Origin of the sequence: Nocardia sp. XZ_19_369, from assembly GCF_015355715.1 — a bacterium.
GTDB lineage: Bacteria > Actinomycetota > Actinomycetes > Mycobacteriales > Mycobacteriaceae > Nocardia.
The window spans coordinates 97,138-111,415 of the sequence record NZ_JACVED010000003.1; the positions used below are offsets into that span (position 1 = coordinate 97,138).

16 protein-coding genes are annotated in these 14,278 nt (G+C 66.6%); 8 read left to right on the forward strand and 8 right to left on the reverse strand.

Annotated features, from left to right (window positions below):
• Positions 1-31: 31 nt before the first annotated feature.
• Positions 32-1,030, reverse strand: a complete 999-nt coding sequence (locus IBX18_RS12115; RefSeq protein ID WP_194833848.1) for a sigma-70 family RNA polymerase sigma factor — start codon at positions 1,028-1,030, stop codon at positions 32-34.
• A gap of 191 nt (positions 1,031-1,221) precedes the next feature.
• Between IBX18_RS12115 and IBX18_RS12120 the strand changes: the two genes are divergently transcribed.
• Entirely contained in the window at positions 1,222-1,638 is a 417-nt protein-coding gene (locus IBX18_RS12120) for a VOC family protein (protein ID WP_107653923.1), read from the forward strand.
• A gap of 51 nt (positions 1,639-1,689) precedes the next feature.
• Here IBX18_RS12120 and IBX18_RS12125 read toward each other — a convergent pair whose 3' ends face one another.
• Entirely contained in the window at positions 1,690-2,472 is a 783-nt protein-coding gene (locus IBX18_RS12125; RefSeq protein ID WP_107653924.1) for a crotonase/enoyl-CoA hydratase family protein, read from the reverse strand.
• A 97-nt stretch (positions 2,473-2,569) separates the two neighbouring features.
• Here IBX18_RS12125 and IBX18_RS12130 point away from each other — a divergent pair, with 97 nt between their 5' ends.
• Both IBX18_RS12130 and IBX18_RS12135 read left to right on the forward strand, forming a co-directional pair.
• Positions 2,570-4,222 (forward strand): acyl-CoA synthetase, encoded by a 1,653-nt coding sequence (locus IBX18_RS12130; RefSeq protein ID WP_194833849.1) that lies wholly within the window; start codon positions 2,570-2,572, stop codon positions 4,220-4,222.
• Positions 4,223-4,248: 26 nt separating this feature from the next.
• A complete protein-coding gene (locus IBX18_RS12135) occupies positions 4,249-5,079 on the forward strand; it encodes a thioesterase family protein (RefSeq protein WP_306796239.1) in 831 nt (276 codons plus the stop codon).
• Between the two features lie 108 nt (positions 5,080-5,187).
• Here IBX18_RS12135 and IBX18_RS12140 read toward each other — a convergent pair whose 3' ends face one another.
• The 3 genes from IBX18_RS12140 to IBX18_RS12150 all read right to left on the reverse strand — a co-directional run bounded on the left by IBX18_RS12140 (position 5,188) and on the right by IBX18_RS12150 (position 7,247).
• The gene (locus IBX18_RS12140) at positions 5,188-5,541 is read right to left on the reverse strand and encodes a hypothetical protein (protein WP_194833850.1); all 354 of its coding nucleotides are present in this window, start codon (positions 5,539-5,541) and stop codon (positions 5,188-5,190) included.
• Positions 5,538-6,002, reverse strand: a complete 465-nt coding sequence (locus IBX18_RS12145) for a hypothetical protein (protein ID WP_194833851.1) — start codon at positions 6,000-6,002, stop codon at positions 5,538-5,540. Before IBX18_RS12145 ends, IBX18_RS12140 begins: the two co-directional genes overlap by 4 nt.
• A gap of 63 nt (positions 6,003-6,065) precedes the next feature.
• Positions 6,066-7,247 (reverse strand): FAD-dependent monooxygenase, encoded by a 1,182-nt coding sequence (locus IBX18_RS12150; protein ID WP_194833852.1) that lies wholly within the window; start codon positions 7,245-7,247, stop codon positions 6,066-6,068.
• 100 nt (positions 7,248-7,347) lie between these two features.
• Between IBX18_RS12150 and IBX18_RS12155 the strand changes: the two genes are divergently transcribed.
• Entirely contained in the window at positions 7,348-7,935 is a 588-nt protein-coding gene (locus IBX18_RS12155; protein WP_194833853.1) for a TetR/AcrR family transcriptional regulator, read from the forward strand.
• Positions 7,936-8,014: 79 nt separating this feature from the next.
• On the opposite strand, the gene IBX18_RS12160 is transcribed toward IBX18_RS12155, so the two are convergent.
• The 3 genes from IBX18_RS12160 to IBX18_RS12170 all read right to left on the reverse strand — a co-directional run bounded on the left by IBX18_RS12160 (position 8,015) and on the right by IBX18_RS12170 (position 11,021).
• Positions 8,015-8,449: a hypothetical protein gene (locus tag IBX18_RS12160; RefSeq protein WP_194833854.1), complete on the reverse strand. Its 435-nt coding sequence runs from the start codon at positions 8,447-8,449 to the stop codon at positions 8,015-8,017.
• Positions 8,450-8,708: 259 nt separating this feature from the next.
• Complete coding sequence (locus IBX18_RS12165) at positions 8,709-9,806, reverse strand: acyl-CoA dehydrogenase family protein (protein WP_194833855.1); 1,098 nt, start codon at positions 9,804-9,806, stop codon at positions 8,709-8,711.
• Between the two features lie 21 nt (positions 9,807-9,827).
• Complete coding sequence (locus tag IBX18_RS12170) at positions 9,828-11,021, reverse strand: acyl-CoA dehydrogenase family protein (RefSeq protein WP_194833856.1); 1,194 nt, start codon at positions 11,019-11,021, stop codon at positions 9,828-9,830.
• Positions 11,022-11,177: 156 nt separating this feature from the next.
• Between IBX18_RS12170 and IBX18_RS12175 the strand changes: the two genes are divergently transcribed.
• The 4 genes from IBX18_RS12175 (at position 11,178) to IBX18_RS12190 (ending at position 14,276) form a co-directional block, all read left to right on the forward strand.
• Positions 11,178-11,366 (forward strand): ferredoxin, encoded by a 189-nt coding sequence (locus tag IBX18_RS12175; protein WP_107659980.1) that lies wholly within the window; start codon positions 11,178-11,180, stop codon positions 11,364-11,366.
• A 45-nt stretch (positions 11,367-11,411) separates the two neighbouring features.
• Positions 11,412-12,314, forward strand: a complete 903-nt coding sequence (locus IBX18_RS12180) for a 3-oxoacyl-ACP reductase (RefSeq protein ID WP_194833857.1) — start codon at positions 11,412-11,414, stop codon at positions 12,312-12,314.
• 341 nt (positions 12,315-12,655) lie between these two features.
• Complete coding sequence (locus IBX18_RS12185) at positions 12,656-13,420, forward strand: ABC transporter permease (RefSeq protein WP_107653933.1); 765 nt, start codon at positions 12,656-12,658, stop codon at positions 13,418-13,420.
• 4 nt (positions 13,421-13,424) lie between these two features.
• The gene (locus IBX18_RS12190; RefSeq protein ID WP_107653934.1) at positions 13,425-14,276 is read left to right on the forward strand and encodes an ABC transporter permease; all 852 of its coding nucleotides are present in this window, start codon (positions 13,425-13,427) and stop codon (positions 14,274-14,276) included.
• The last annotated feature ends 2 nt before the right edge of the window (positions 14,277-14,278 follow it).

Sequence of the window (14,278 nt, forward strand, 5' to 3'; positions counted from 1 at the left end):
GCAACCCTTCCGGGGGCGGGCGACAGGGCATTCAGACCGCTTCGCGCAACTCCGCTGCCAGCCCGAACAACGGGAACAGCTTCTCCGTATCGAGGAAGAAGCTCATGCCCGCAACCTCGTTCCCGTCGAGCTCCAGCACGGTGATCGACCACGGGACCCACACGCCCGGCTCGCCGCTGGGCTTGTAGTGACCGAAGGCGGGGTTGCCGTTGGCGCCGTCCAGGCGGACCAGGCGCGAGTCGCGGCAGCCTGCGCCGTGGCCGAGCATGAACTCGGCAACGTTCGCCGGGCCGGAGACCCAGAACTCGATCGGCGGCATGGACAGCGCCACATCGGTTTTGAGCAGTGTGGTGAGGGTGTCCATGTCGTAGGCCTCGAACGCCTTGACGAAGTTGTCGACCAGCTTGCGCTGGTCTTCGTTGGACTCGTCGTAGTTGTCCGCCGTGCTCGGCTGCACCTTCGACATGGTGGCCCTGGCGCGTTGCAATGCGCTGTTCACCGACGCGGGGGACATGGTGAGGGCTTCGGCGGTCTCGTTGGCGGAGAACCGCAGCACCTCGCGCATGATCAGGATCGCGCGCTGGGTGGCGGGTAGGTGCTGGCAGGCCGCGACGAACGCCAGTCGCAGCGTGTCCTTGGCCGAGGCGTGGTCGGCCGGGTCGGCGCCGAACGCCAGGGCGTTCGGGATCGGTTCGATCCAGACGTAGTCCGGCTGCGGCGCGGGTAACGGTGAATCCGGCCGCGACGGACCGTTCAGGTCCATCGGCCTGGCTCGCCGCTGCGGGCCGTCGAGCATGTCCAGGCAGACATTGGTGGCGATTCGATACAGCCAGGAGCGCAGGCTCGCGCGTCCCTCGAACGAGTCGTAGGACTTCCACGCGCGGGTGAAGGTTTCCTGGACCGCGTCCTCGGCTTCGAAAGACGAACCGAGCATGCGGTAGGCGTAGGCGCACAATTCCCGGCGGTGCTTCTCGAAGGATTCGAGCACGTCGGGAGCAAGGCCGGCGGAGTGGCCGGACGGGTCGTTCATGGGTGTCACCATGCCACAGCCCACCGACACATCCCAGACCCGAAAGCTTGCTACCAGCACCAGCAAGATCAACACCCGCGGCGCCGGGTGCGGGTGGTCACAGCCGTGGGGGCGAGCGATGAGTTCAGCGGCCGGGTCTCGTCCTTATTTCTGCGCAACTAAACAGGCGGACTACGAAAAGGTGTCGTGACATGACCAGCCGGATGATTTTTCTCAACCTACCCGTCGCCGAGCTGAACCGGTCGAAGAACTTCTACGAGGCGCTCGGCTGGAAGGTCAACCAGGAGTTCAGCGACGACAACGCGGCCTGCATCGTGATCGACGACAATATCTGCCTCATGCTGCTGACCCGGCAGTTCTTTACCAACTTCAGCAAGCGCCAGGTCGCGGACACCACCGAGAAGATCGGCGCCACTTACGGATTGGCGCTGACCAGCAGCGCGGAGGTGGATGCGCTCGCCGCCGCGGCACTCACCGCGGGGGGCACCGAGGAGATCAGCGAGGACAAGCGCGCGCAGGAGGCGCAGGTCGGCATGTACAGCCGCACCTTCCTCGATCCGGACGGCCACCAGTGGGAGCCGTTCTGGATGGACTACCCGGGCAATTGAGCCCGGCATGAGCCGCCCCCGGTACCCGAAGGTGCCGGGGGCGGCGTGGTCTCAGCTGCCGGTGAAGGTCGGTTTGCGCTTCTCCGCGAAGGCCTTCGGGCCCTCCTTGGCGTCGGTCGAGCGGAACACGGCCATGCCGAGCTTCGCGTCGATCTGGAACGCCTCTTCCTCGTGCATGCCCTCGGTCTCCCGGATGGTCCGCAGGATGGCCTGCACGGCCAGCGGGCCGTTGGCGGCGATCTGCGCGGCGAGTTCGAGGGCCTTGTCCAGCGCGCTGCCATCCGGGACGACGTGCCCGATCAGCCCGATCTCCTTGGCCTCGGCGGCGGTGACGTGCCTGCCGGTCAGCAGGATGTCCGCGGCGACGGTGTACGGAATCTGGCGCACCAGGCGCACCGCGGAACCGCCGAGCGGGAACAGGCCCCAGCGTGCCTCGGACACACCGAATTTCGCGCTCTCGCCGGCCACCCGGATATCGGTGCCCTGCAGGATCTCGGTGCCGCCCGCGATGGCCGGGCCCTCGACCGCGGCGATCAGCGGCTTGGTGAGCCTGCGGCCCTTGAGCAGCGCCTCGATCTTCGACAGGTCCCAGCCGCCGCCCGCGAACGAATCGCCGGGGTGCTGCGCGGTCATCGCCTTGAGGTCCGCGCCCGCGCAGAACGCGCCGCCCGCGCCGGTCAGAATGGCCACCCTGATGTCCGGATCGCTGTCCACCTGATCCCAGGCGTCGCGCATGATCGCCATCATCTCCGCCGAGAGCGCGTTGCGCGCCTCGGGGCGATTCATCGTGACGATGAGGACATGGTCGCGTTTCTCAACGAGGCAGTGCGGCATTAGCAGATCTCCTGACTTTCAAGCCGATCTTTTCGAGCGACCTGCAAGCAGTCGCTACGGCCTTGCCAAGAACAGTAACACGTTCTATTTTTAGCCTGTGAGCTACAACATAGCGGACCTTGTCGAACACGCCATCGACCTGATGCCCGACCGCGTCGCGCTCGCTGACGACGGCCGCGAGGTGACCTACGCACAGCTGGAGGAGCGCGCCAACAAGTTGGCTCACTACCTGCTCGAACACGGTGTGCAGCCGGGGGACAAGGTCGGCATCTACTCGCGCAACACGATCGAGGCCGTCGAGGCGATGGTCGCGGTGTTCAAGGCGCGGGCAGTGATGATCAATGTGAACTTCCGGTACGTCGAGAACGAGTTGCAATACATCTTCGACAATTCGGACATGGTCGCGTTGATCCACGAGCGCCGCTACAGCGATCGGGTGGCCGGGGTCCGGTCGAACACCCCGCAGCTGAAGACGGTTCTCGTCGTCGACGACGATACGACCGGCACCGTTGCGACCGCAGCGGATTCGGTCGAATACGAGACCGCGCTGGCCGCCTCGTCCGGTACACGGGACTTCGGTCCGCGCTCGCCCGACGACATCTTCATGCTCTACACCGGCGGCACCACCGGGCTGCCCAAGGGCGTGATGTGGCGGCACGAGGACTGGTGGCGGGTGCTCGGCGGTGGCATCAACTTCATCACCGGCGAGCCCATCGAGGACGAATGGCAGCAGTCCAAGACCGGTGCGGCCAACAACCCGCAGATGGTGCGGTTCCCGATTCCGCCGATGATCCACGGTGGCTCGCAGACCGCCACGTTCCACAGCCTGTTCGACGGTGGTAAAGCCGTGATGCTGCCCGAGTTCAGCGGGCACGGCGTGTGGCAGGCGATCGACCGCCACAAGATCAACCTCATCTTCATCACCGGCGACGCCATGGCGCGGCCGATGCTGGACGCGCTGATCGAGGGCAACCCGGAAACCGGTCAGCCCTACGACCTTTCGAGCCTCTACGTGATGGCGAGCAGTGCCGCGCTGTTCTCGCCCGCGCTCAAGGACCAGTTCGTCGAGCTGCTGCCGAACCGGTTGATCTCGGACTCCATTGGTTCCTCCGAGACGGGTTTCGGTGGTCTGTCGATCGTCGCCAAGGGTGTCAACCACACCGGCGGCCCACGGGTGAAGATCGACGCCTCCACCCAGGTGCTCGACGAGGCAGGCAACCCGGTCGAACCCGGCTCCGGGCAGGTCGGCCTCCTCGCCCGCAGCGGGCACATCCCGCTCGGCTACTACAAGGACGAAGCCAAGAGCGCGGCAACCTTCAAGGTGTTCAACGGGGTTCGCTACGCCATCCCCGGCGACTACGCCAGGGTCGAGGAAGACGGCACGGTCACCATGCTCGGCCGCGGCTCGGTCAGCATCAACAGTGGTGGCGAGAAGATCTACCCCGAAGAGGTCGAGGGCGCCCTCAAAACCCACCCGGAAATCTTCGACGCCCTCGTCGTCGGCGTAGAAGACCAGCGCTGGGGCCAACGCGTAGTCGCCGTCGTGCAATGCCGCGGCGAAAACCACCCCACCATCGAAGAACTACGCCCCTTCCTGACCAAGGAAATAGCCCCCTACAAACTCCCCCGCAGCCTCTGGTTCGTAGACGAAATCAAGCGTTCCCCCGCAGGCAAACCCGACTACCGCTGGGCCAAGTCCCAAACCGAGTCCCGTCCCGCCGACGAGCACGCCGAGGCGAGCAGCAAGTAGGACGCCGGGGAACAAGGGGGATCGACGTGGCGGTCCGTTACGGGTTCTTCGAGGAGACCGCGCGCGGCTTCGAGCCGTTGCCGTTCGCCGCGAGCGCCTGGTCGCCGACGATGGTCAATGGACCAGCCGTCTGTGGGCTGCTGGCCAGAACATTGGAGCGGCAACATGGTTCGCCGGGCTTCCTGCCCGCCAGGTTGACCGTTGATCTGTTCCGGCCCACGCTCGCCAAACCGCTGACGGTAGTCACGGAGCTGGTTCGGGAAGGGCGGCGGATCCGCGTCGCCGATGCCGCGTTGATGCAGGACGGTGTGGACGTCGCACGGGCGACGGTCGTCTTCCTCGAGCGGTCGGCCCAGCCGCCGGGGCAGTTGTGGACGCGGGCGGAGGTGCCCCGGCCACCGTCGGTGCCGGTCGCCACCGAACCCACGCGCCCGCTGTGGGGCAGTGACGCGCACGCCGAGGGTTGGTCGCCCGAGATCGGCGAGCACCAGAACGACAGCCGAAAGCGCATGTGGCAGGCGCCGATGCGGGTCATCGAGGGCGAACCACCCTCCCCGTTCGTCGGTGCCGTAGTCATCGGCGAGGCCACCAGCCTGATGACCAACTGGGGCAGCGCCGGCATCGGCTTCATCAACACCGACATGACGCTGGCGCTGGCCCGTCTGCCCGTGGGTTCCGAGGTCGGCGTAGAGGCCGACAGCCACCTCAGCACCGACGGTGTAGCAGTCGGCAGCGCAACCTTGTTCGACAGAACCGGCCCCTTCGGCACCTGCGTAGTGACCGCCCTGTCCAACGCCCGCCGCCAGGTCGACTTCACCAATGGCGACATCATCCAGGCGAAAGCCGGTATCCAATAACGACTTCCAGCGCCGCCGACGCGCACACCTGCGCAAGTAGCAAGTAAGACTGCCTACCCGAAGGGCCGCCGCGAATCATGCAGCGGCCCTTCGGTAGTCAAGGCCCCCCTAGCGTCGGCGGTCGGTCTGGCGGGGATGTCCGGTGCCTGCGAGTGTCAGGTACAGGGTTCGTTCCTCGTCGGCGATCGCGTACCAAATCCGGCCGCCGCCGGTGATTTCGTACTGCCATTGCTCCAGTTCGGCGCCGCCCATTTTGATCGACTTCAACTCGAATTTGAGTCGATGCTGCCGGGACGGGTTCGCGACGCTGCGTGGGTCGCTGGTGATGTCGACCCAGGCGCGATCGAGATTGCCGGGAGCCTGCGCCAGCAGTTCGGCCCAGCCCTTCGCGGCATTGAGGTTGTGCACGACTACCCGCCACGGGCGCGGACGGGGAACCTCGTCGCCTTTGCGAAGCTTCATTCGGCACCGCCGGGGCGGGCCACCTCGGTGAACTCGCTGGGCTCGAAGGGGCCGGCGAGGCGGCGCGCCAATTCTGGCTGGGCGTAGATCTCGGCGGTGTGCTGCCATGCGACCAGATCGCGGGCGAACGGGGTAAACAGTCCGGTGGCGGCCCCGGCGATCAGGTGGTCGAGGAGTTCGTTGACGGCCTCGGTGCGCCCCGTGTCGGGTAGCCACTTCAGCCACGGCAGCTCTTCGGAGAACACTTCCTCGGCCAAGCTGCGGTTCGTCTTGGCAATGATCGCGATGGTCCTGGCGAGCAGCCGGATCGCGGTCTCTTTCGCCTCGAACCGCTCGGAGCGCGACAGCACCAGATTCTCGGCGTCGCGGCGCTCCAGGATCACGTCGGCGTCATCGAGCGCAGGAAACACCGAGGTCTGCTTACGAATCAGGTCGCTGAACGGGAACGTCTTGGAGCTCATACGCCCATCCTACGGGAAGTTCTGAAGTAGTTCAGTTAATTGTCCCGGTGGGACCGCTGGCGTTCAGCGGTGGGGGAGTTCGGCGAGGCGGTGGGCTAGGGCGGTGCGGACGGTGGGGATGCGGGTGAGGGTTGAGAGGGCGAGGTTGCGGAGGGTGCGGGCGGGGCGGGGGCGGAGGGTGGCCATGCGGGTCATTCGGTCGGTGAAGGCTACGACGCCGAGAGCTATTGGGCGGCGGGTGGTTTCGTAGGTGTCGAGAAGGGTGTCGGGTTCGCCGGCGAGGACTCGGGCGAGTAGGGGGCCGAGAGTGGCGGCGTCTTGGATGCCGGTGTTCATGCCCTGGCCGCCTGCGGGGCTGTGTACGTGGGCGGCGTCGCCTGCGAGCAGGATCCGGCCGGCGCGGTAGTGGGCGGCGACGCGGTGGTGCACGCGGAAGCGTGAGCTCCACAGCACCTCGCTGACCTTGATGTCGCCGCCGGGGCCGCGGGTGTCGAGCACGGTTTGGATGTCGTCGCGGGTCGGGTGTTCGGGTGCATCATCGAGGGTGGCGACGACTCGGTAGCGGTTCTGTTCCGCGGAGTCGGGCAGTGGTGCGACAACTGTGACGCCCTCGGGCGAAAGATGCAGCGCCACTTCGTCTCGCGCGATCGGCCAGTCCATCCGGACGTCGGCCAGGACGAAGGACGCCGGGTAGGTGTCGCCGGCGAATTCGATGCCCGCCTGCTCGCGGACGACACTGTGCATACCGTCGGCGCCGATGACGTAGTCGGCGCGCAGTGTACCGGCAGCGCCGTCGCCATCGGTGTATTCGACAGTCACGCCGTCCTTTTCGTTGACCAGGCTGGTGACCTGGTACGGCCGCCGCACCTCGCCGCCCGCCTTGCGCAGCCGGGCGAGCAGCACCGCCTCGGTGGTGTCCTGCGGCGTCATCAGGGTGTAGGGGTACGGCGTGGGGAGCCCGTCGAACCGGATGGTCGCCAGCGTGCGGGCACCGTCGTGCACGGTGAACCGGGGCACCACAATGCCTTTCGCGATGAGCTCCTCGGCGATGCCGAGCTCGTGCAGCATCTCCAGGGTCCTGGCATGCACGACGGCGGCGCGAGAAGTGTTGGCGCCCTCGGCAAGCCGATCGAGCAGGACGAAATCGACGCCTGCGTCGGCCAGCGTGATCGCGGCGGTGAGCCCGGCGGGCCCCGCACCGACGATCAGGACGGCGGTGGTGTCCGGCAGCGGGGTGGTGGTCATGAGAACTCCTGAAGTCAACATCTGTGGGCCAACGATTGTTGGCATAACCGTAAGCCGCCGCGTTTCGTAAGTCAACAGGTGTTGGCCTACACTTGTTGGCATGACGACCGTGCCTGATCAACCGCCTGCGCGCCGCTCCGACGCGACCCGCGCGGCCATCCTCGATGCCGCCCGCGCCCGATTCGCCGCGGAGGGCTACGGCAAGGCGACCATCCGTGCCATCGCGGCGGACGCGGCCATCGACCCGTCCATGGTCATGCGCTACTTCGGCAGTAAGGACGGCTTGTTCGCTGCCGCGGTCGACATCGATCTGGCCCTGCCCGACCTGGCCGCCGCCGACCGGGACTCGCTCGGCGAACTACTGGTGCGCCGCTTCCTGGCCCTCTGGGAAGAGCCTCCCGGCAACGAAGTCCTGCTGACCCTGCTGCGTTCGGCCGTCACCGACGACGCCGTCACCGAACGCTTCCGCGCGGTCTTCGCCCAGCAGGTGCTGCCCGCTGTTCTGCGCTTCGGCGACCCCGCCGACGCCCCCCGTCGCGGCGGCCTCGTGGTCACTCAACTCCTCGGCCTGGCCCTCTGCCGCTACGTCCTGCGCATCCCGCCGGTCGTCGCCTTCACCCGAGACGAACTGATCGCCGAAATCGCCCCCACACTCCAGCGTTACCTCACGTCGGCGAAGGACCAATAGGCGGACGAAAGAGCGAATCGGCCCCGCCGGTGAGACCGACGAGGCCGATTCGTTTGGGCCGGTTTCGATTCCGGTAGGGCTAGCCGGTCCGGATCCACTCGACCCTGGTCGCGGTTGTGCCGAAGGCGGCGGAACTGGCGTCGAGAGCTGCGTTCTCCGCCGACGCGGCGAGGTTCGCGAGTTTGACATTGTCCGGTGTCGCCGCGGCTTTCACCGCGGCTTGTTGTGCCGCTGCCGCGGTGCGCCGGACGTCCTTCGGCGGGTTCGGGAGCTCGTCGATGGTCGCGAGCGCTGCGGTTGCGGCCTGTGCGGCGATCGTGGCGGCCTTGACCGCGCCGGGCAACGAGGGCCGGAACTGAATTTCTTCGAGAGATACCGGCCGAACCTCCTGCGTGTACGTCACCGGCTCGTTGGCGGTGGCGGTACCTACCGCTTGGAAAGCGGAGGCGCCGCGAGCGTTTGCGCTGGCGGTGCGGGCCTCGGCCTGGGCGATGAGTGCGCCCGTTCTACCCACTGGTTGGCCATGGGCATCGCCTATCCCACCCATGCAGCTCAGGAATAAGGCCGCGGCCAAAACCGCGAGTGTCGATCGTCGTGCCGCCAAGTAGCCCTCCAGGACCTCAGGTGCCGATGTGGGTAGCGGTGCCTGTTCGCGGCGGAGACTCGTCGCGAACGCCGGCACCTCACCGGCATTCGGCACAACACCTGATCTGGATGGGTACAGAATTCGGCCCGCCGATCGAGCCGACGGGCCGAATGGGTACTGCGTCCGATCAGGAGGCGGCCAGGTGCGCACCGAGGGCGCGCAGGTGATCGGTACCCCCGCCCAATGCGAACTCGTGATGCTTGGCGGCCGTGAAGTAGTTGTGCACGATGTGGTCCCGGTCGATACCGACGCCGCCGTGCACGTGCACGACCGTGTGCGCCACCCGATGTCCCGCGTCGGCCGCCCAGAACTTGGCGGTGTGCACGGCTTCGGCGCTGGGCAGATCCTCGGAGAGCTGCCAGGCGGCCTGGGTGACGGCGAGACGCAGCCCCTGGACGTCGATGTAGGCGTCGGCGAGCCGCTGCGCCACGGCTTGGAAACTGCCGACGGCCTTGCCGAATTGTTCCCGCTCGCGGGCGTATTCGGCGACCAGTTCGAGTGCGCGTTCCAGGGTGCCGAGTTGCAGGGCGCTGAGGCCGAGCCAGGCGCGGATGAGCATCCAGTCCAGGATCTGCGCACCGTTCTCGACGGTGCCGACCAATTCGGCTGGAGTGTCGGTCAATTCGACCGCGTACTCGGGGGAGCGGTCGACCACCTGCTGTGCGGTGACCGTCGCCGCCGACGGATCGACCAGGAACACCGCGGGCGCACCGGACACCGTGGCGGGAACCAGGATTCGGTCGGCCCGGTCGGCGAAGGGCACGGTGGTCTTGGCCCCGGTGAGCCGCCAGCCGCCGTCCACCTCGACGGCGGTGGTGGTGGGCTTGGCCGGCTCCCAGTTGTGTTCCTCCGCGAGCGCGGCCGTCAGAATGACCCGACCGGCACCCGCCTGAGTCGCCCGATCTTGCTGCGCCGCATCCCCGAAACGAGCCAAGGCACCTGCGCCGACCACGATCGACCACAGATACGGCACCGCCGCGACGTGCTTGCCGAGCTCACGCAGCACCGCGGTCTGCTCGAGCACGCCGAAGTCGTTGCCGCCGACAGCCTCGGGCAGTGCCGCGGCGAGCACGCCGGTCTCGGCCAGCGAGCCCCAGAGCGCCTCGTCGAATCGTTCGGTCGCGGTGTCGAGTTCGCGCAGCCGGTCGGCGGTGACGAGCTTGCCGCACACCTCGCCGGTCAACCGGGCCAGGTCGAGCTGGGCTTCGGTGGGAGTGAAATCCATGTCTGCTACCTGCTTTCCGACTCAGCGCGCCGCGGCGGGCTGCTCGAGGGCGGTCATCGCGATGATGTCGCGCTGCACCTCGTTGGTGCCGCCGCCGAAGGTGAGGATCAGCGCGGCCCGGTGCATCCGCTCCAGACGCCCGCGCAGCTCGGCGCCGGGGGAGTCCTGGCGCAGATAAGCTTGCGGCCCTAGAACTTCCATCAGCAACCGGTACGCCTCGGTGGCCAGTTCGGTCCCGTACACCTTGCAGGTGGAGGCGTCCCACGGCCGTGGCGCGGCGTCACCGCCCGCGTCGGCCCGGCTGGCGATCTCCCAGTTCAGCAGCTTCAGGTACTCGACCTTGGCGTGCACGCGCGCCAGGCTGAGCTGCACCCATTCCTGGTCGATGATGCGGGAACCGTTGGCGGCCTTGGTGTTGCGCGCCCACTCGACGGTCTGACTCACCGCGAGCCCCAGCGGTCCCGCCGAGGTGAGCGCGACGCGCTCGTGGTTGAGCTGGTTGGTGATCAGCGCCCAGCCGCCGTTCTCCTGACCGACCAGCGCGCTCGCGGGCACCCGCACGTCCTGGTAGTAGGTCGCGCTGGTGTCCGGGCCCGCCATGGTGTGCACGGGGGTCCAGGAGAAGCCCTCGGCGGTGGTCGGCACGATGAGCATGCTGATGCCCTTGTGCTTCTTGACATTCGGATCGGTGCGCACGGCGAGCCAGACGTAGTCGGCGTACGCGATCAGACTGGTCCACATCTTCTGGCCATTGATCACGTAGTCGTCGCCGTCGCGCACCGCGCTGGTGCGCAGGCTGGCCAGGTCGGTGCCCGCGCCCGGTTCGGAGTAGCCGATGGCGAAGTGCAGCTCGCCCGCCGCGATCTTGGGCAGGAAGAAGCGCTTCTGCTCCTCGCTGCCGTAGTGCATGATCGTCGGCGCGACCGAGTTGATGGTCAGGAACGGCACCGGCGCGCCAGCGATGGCGGCCTCGTCGGTGAAGATCAGCTGGTCCATCGTCGGCCGGTCCTGGCCGCCGAACTCCTTCGGCCAGGCCAGGGTGAGCCAGCCGTCGCGGCCCATCTCCTGCACGACCTCGCGGTAGACGTTGCCCTGGCCGTACTCGCCGGTCTGCGCGCTGAGCGCTGCCCGGCGCTCGGGGGTGATGAGTCGCGCGAAGTAGTCGCGCAGCTCCGCGCGTAGCTCCTCCTGCTGCGGCGTGTACGCAATGCGCATGGCAAATACCTCAGGCCTTCGTCGATGTGGGTTGCACCGATCATTGCATATGCACTGAAACATGTTCCAGTATTGGGGGTGAATCGGGTCGATGGCGCCACCTGCGGCGGCGTCGGCTTGTTAGGCTTCGGCAAGGATCGCGGTAAAGGAGTTCTCATGAAGGTCAGCGTCGATCTGGATCAGTGTGAAGCGAACGGAATCTGCGTCGGAATCGCCCCCGACGTGTTCGAACTCGATGACGAGGACCAGTTGCACATCCTGCAGGCCGACGTTCCGGCGGACCGGCTGGCCGACGTCGAGGACGCGGTGGCGCAGTGCCCGAAAGCGGCCTTGCGGCTCCAGTGAGACCGACCCTTGCCATAGAATGGAACACGTTCTAGGGTCGGGCTCGTGGTTGATGATGTGAGTCTTGCCGGTCGGGTAGCGATCGTGACCGGTGCGGGTGCGGGGTTGGGGCGGGCAGAGGCGCTCGCGCTGGCCGGCGCGGGTGCTTCGGTGGTGGTCAACGATCTGTCGGAATCGGATGCGGTGTCCGACACGCTCGCCGAGATCCGCGCGCTCGGCGCCAAAGCCGAGTTCGTCGCGGGCAGCATCGCCGAACGCGCGACGGCCGACGCGTTGATCCGCACCGCGGACGAGGCCTTCGGCAGCGTCGACATCGTGGTGAACAACGCGGGCATCACCAGGGACCGGATGCTGTTCAACATGACCGACGAGGACTTCGACGCCGTCGTCGCGGTCCACCTGCGCGGCCATTTCCTGTTGTCCCGCAACGCCGCAACGTACTGGCGCGGCAAGTCCAAGGCGGCGGGCGCGCCGGTCTACGGCCGGCTGATCAACACCTCCTCCGAGGCGGGCCTGCTCGGCCCCGAGGGGCAGGCCAACTACGGCGCCGCCAAGGCGGGCATCACCGCGCTGACCCTCTCGGCCGCGCGGGCACTGTCCCGATATGGCGTGCGCGCCAACGCGATCGCGCCCCGCGCGCGGACCGCGATGACCGAAGCGGTGTTCAGCGCGGCACCGGAAGGCGAAGTGGACCCGCTGTCACCGGATCATGTGGCCAGACTGGTCGCCTACCTCGCCTCGCCCGCTGCCGACCCGGTGAACGGGCAACTGTTCGTGGTCTACGGCGCCATGGTGGCGCTCATGGCGGCCCCCGTCGTCGAGCAGCGGTTCGACGCGGCCGGTGACGCGTGGTCGGTCGGCGACCTGGCCGGCGCACTCGGCGGCTATTTCGCCGAACGCCCTGTGGGGCAGACTTTCTCGGCCTCGACCCTGTTGGATCTCGACTGAGTTCCGTGCGGTGTATCCGACACGGTGAAACAAGCGCAGCGAGGATCGGCTTCTGCAAGCCCCGCTGACAATAAACTGCTGATCAGCCGTCCAACTGTTGATCGGCGGTCGGGCAGTTGGTAGATATTGGGGGTCGAGACGTGTGCCACCGCACAAAGGTGGGATCAATCTCTGACACTCGTTCCAAATTCATATGCCGATGCAAAGAAAAAGTGCAGTTCAAAAGTGGCAAACATCTACCGGCAGCGTAGTGAACGTGTTCTAATCGTGGAGGCGGTGCGGCCTCGGTGAAGAATCGTGCCGTGAGGGCGTACGCAGGTTCTGAGCAAGGAGGTTCATAGATGAACGAGGTCCTTGCTGTGCCGTTGCGGGCAGTCGGCGGGTTCTTCGAACTGACGGCCGAAGTAGCGCGAGCCAGTGTGCGCAGGCCATTTCAATGGCGCGAGTTCATCGACCAGTCCTGGTTCATCGCCCGCGTCTCGATCGTGCCCACGCTGTTGGTCGCGATTCCATTCACCGTATTGGTGAGCTTCACGCTGAACATCCTGTTGCGCGAGATCGGCGCGGCCGATCTCAGCGGTGCGGGCGCGGCCTTCGGCGCGGTCACCCAGGTGGGGCCGATCGTCACCGTGCTGATCGTCGCGGGAGCCGGCGCCACCGCCATCTGCGCTGACCTGGGCGCCCGCACGATTCGCGAGGAAATCGACGCGATGCGGGTGCTCGGCATCAATCCGGTGCAACGACTGGTGGTGCCAAGGGTGCTCGCGTCGATGTTCGTCGCGCTGATGCTCAACAGTTTGGTGTGCACCATCGGTATCGTCGGCGGATTTCTGTTCTCGGTCTTTCTGCAGGACGTGAACCCGGGCGCGTTCGTCAACGGCATCACGCTGCTGACCCATTTGCCCGAATTGGTCATCTCCGAGGTGAAGGCCGGATTGTTCGGGCTGATCGCCGGGCTGGTGGCCTGTTATCTGGGTCTGAATGTCAAAGGTGGTCCCAAGAGTGTCGGTGATGCGGTGAATCAGACCGTCGTCTTCGCCTTTATGGCCTTGTTCGTAGTGAACGTGGTGGTCACCGCCGTTGGTATCAAGTTCACGGCGCGGTGACCGCATGGCCTTCGTGATCGAATCCCGCTTCCCGCGTACCGTGCGACGAGTGCGTCGGATGTCGGACTCGCTCGATTCAGTCGGTAAACAGGCTGTGTTCTTCGCACAGGCCCTGGGGGCTATTCCGCGTGCCATGACGCACTATCGGACCGAAACCATTCGGCTCATCGCCGAAATCAGTATGGGCAGCGGCGCTTTGGCGGTGATCGGCGGCACCGTGGTGATCGTCGGCTTCCTCACGCTGTTCGCCGGCGGCACCATCGCCGTGCAGGGTTACAGCTCGCTCGGCAATATCGGCGTGGAGGCGCTCACCGGCTTCTTCGCGGCCTTCATCAATGTCCGCATCGCGGCGCCGGTGATCTCCGGCATCGGCCTGGCCGCCACCATCGGCGCAGGCTCGACCGCGCAGCTGGGCGCGATGCGGGTGGCCGAGGAGATCGACGCGCTGGAGTCGATGGCGATCCGGCCGGTGCCGTATCTGGTCGGCACCAGGGTGCTCGCCGGGATGATCGCGATCGTGCCGCTCTACGCGCTGGCGGTGATCGCGTCGTTCCTGGCCAGCCGGTTCGCGACGGTGGTCATCTACGGCCAGTCCGCCGGCGTGTACGACCACTACTTCTCCACCTTCCTGATCCCGAGCGACATTCTCTGGTCGTTCGCCCAGGCGATCTTCATGGCGTTGGCGGTCATGCTGATCCACACTTATTACGGCTTCAATGCCGCGGGCGGACCGGTCGGCGTCGGCGTCGCGGTCGGCAATGCGGTGCGGGCCTCGCTGGTCGCGGTGGTCACGGTGACCCTGCTGATCTCGCTGGCCATCTACGGCACCTCCGGCAACTTTCATCTCTCCGGGTAAAG

Bases quoted from the DNA above. Each gene is read 5' to 3' on its own strand.
- IBX18_RS12115 (WP_194833848.1), bottom strand. From the start codon at position 1,030: ATGAACGACCCGTCCGGCCACTCCGCCGGCCTTGCTCCCGACGTGCTC.
- IBX18_RS12120 (WP_107653923.1), top strand. From the start codon at position 1,222: ATGACCAGCCGGATGATTTTTCTCAACCTACCCGTCGCCGAGCTGAAC.
- IBX18_RS12125 (WP_107653924.1), bottom strand. From the start codon at position 2,472: ATGCCGCACTGCCTCGTTGAGAAACGCGACCATGTCCTCATCGTCACG.
- IBX18_RS12140 (WP_194833850.1), bottom strand. From the start codon at position 5,541: ATGAAGCTTCGCAAAGGCGACGAGGTTCCCCGTCCGCGCCCGTGGCGG.
- IBX18_RS12145 (WP_194833851.1), bottom strand. From the start codon at position 6,002: ATGAGCTCCAAGACGTTCCCGTTCAGCGACCTGATTCGTAAGCAGACC.
- IBX18_RS12150 (WP_194833852.1), bottom strand. From the start codon at position 7,247: ATGACCACCACCCCGCTGCCGGACACCACCGCCGTCCTGATCGTCGGT.
- IBX18_RS12155 (WP_194833853.1), top strand. From the start codon at position 7,348: ATGACGACCGTGCCTGATCAACCGCCTGCGCGCCGCTCCGACGCGACC.
- IBX18_RS12165 (WP_194833855.1), bottom strand. From the start codon at position 9,806: ATGGATTTCACTCCCACCGAAGCCCAGCTCGACCTGGCCCGGTTGACC.
- IBX18_RS12170 (WP_194833856.1), bottom strand. From the start codon at position 11,021: ATGCGCATTGCGTACACGCCGCAGCAGGAGGAGCTACGCGCGGAGCTG.
- IBX18_RS12175 (WP_107659980.1), top strand. From the start codon at position 11,178: ATGAAGGTCAGCGTCGATCTGGATCAGTGTGAAGCGAACGGAATCTGC.
- IBX18_RS12185 (WP_107653933.1), top strand. From the start codon at position 12,656: ATGAACGAGGTCCTTGCTGTGCCGTTGCGGGCAGTCGGCGGGTTCTTC.
- IBX18_RS12190 (WP_107653934.1), top strand. From the start codon at position 13,425: ATGGCCTTCGTGATCGAATCCCGCTTCCCGCGTACCGTGCGACGAGTG.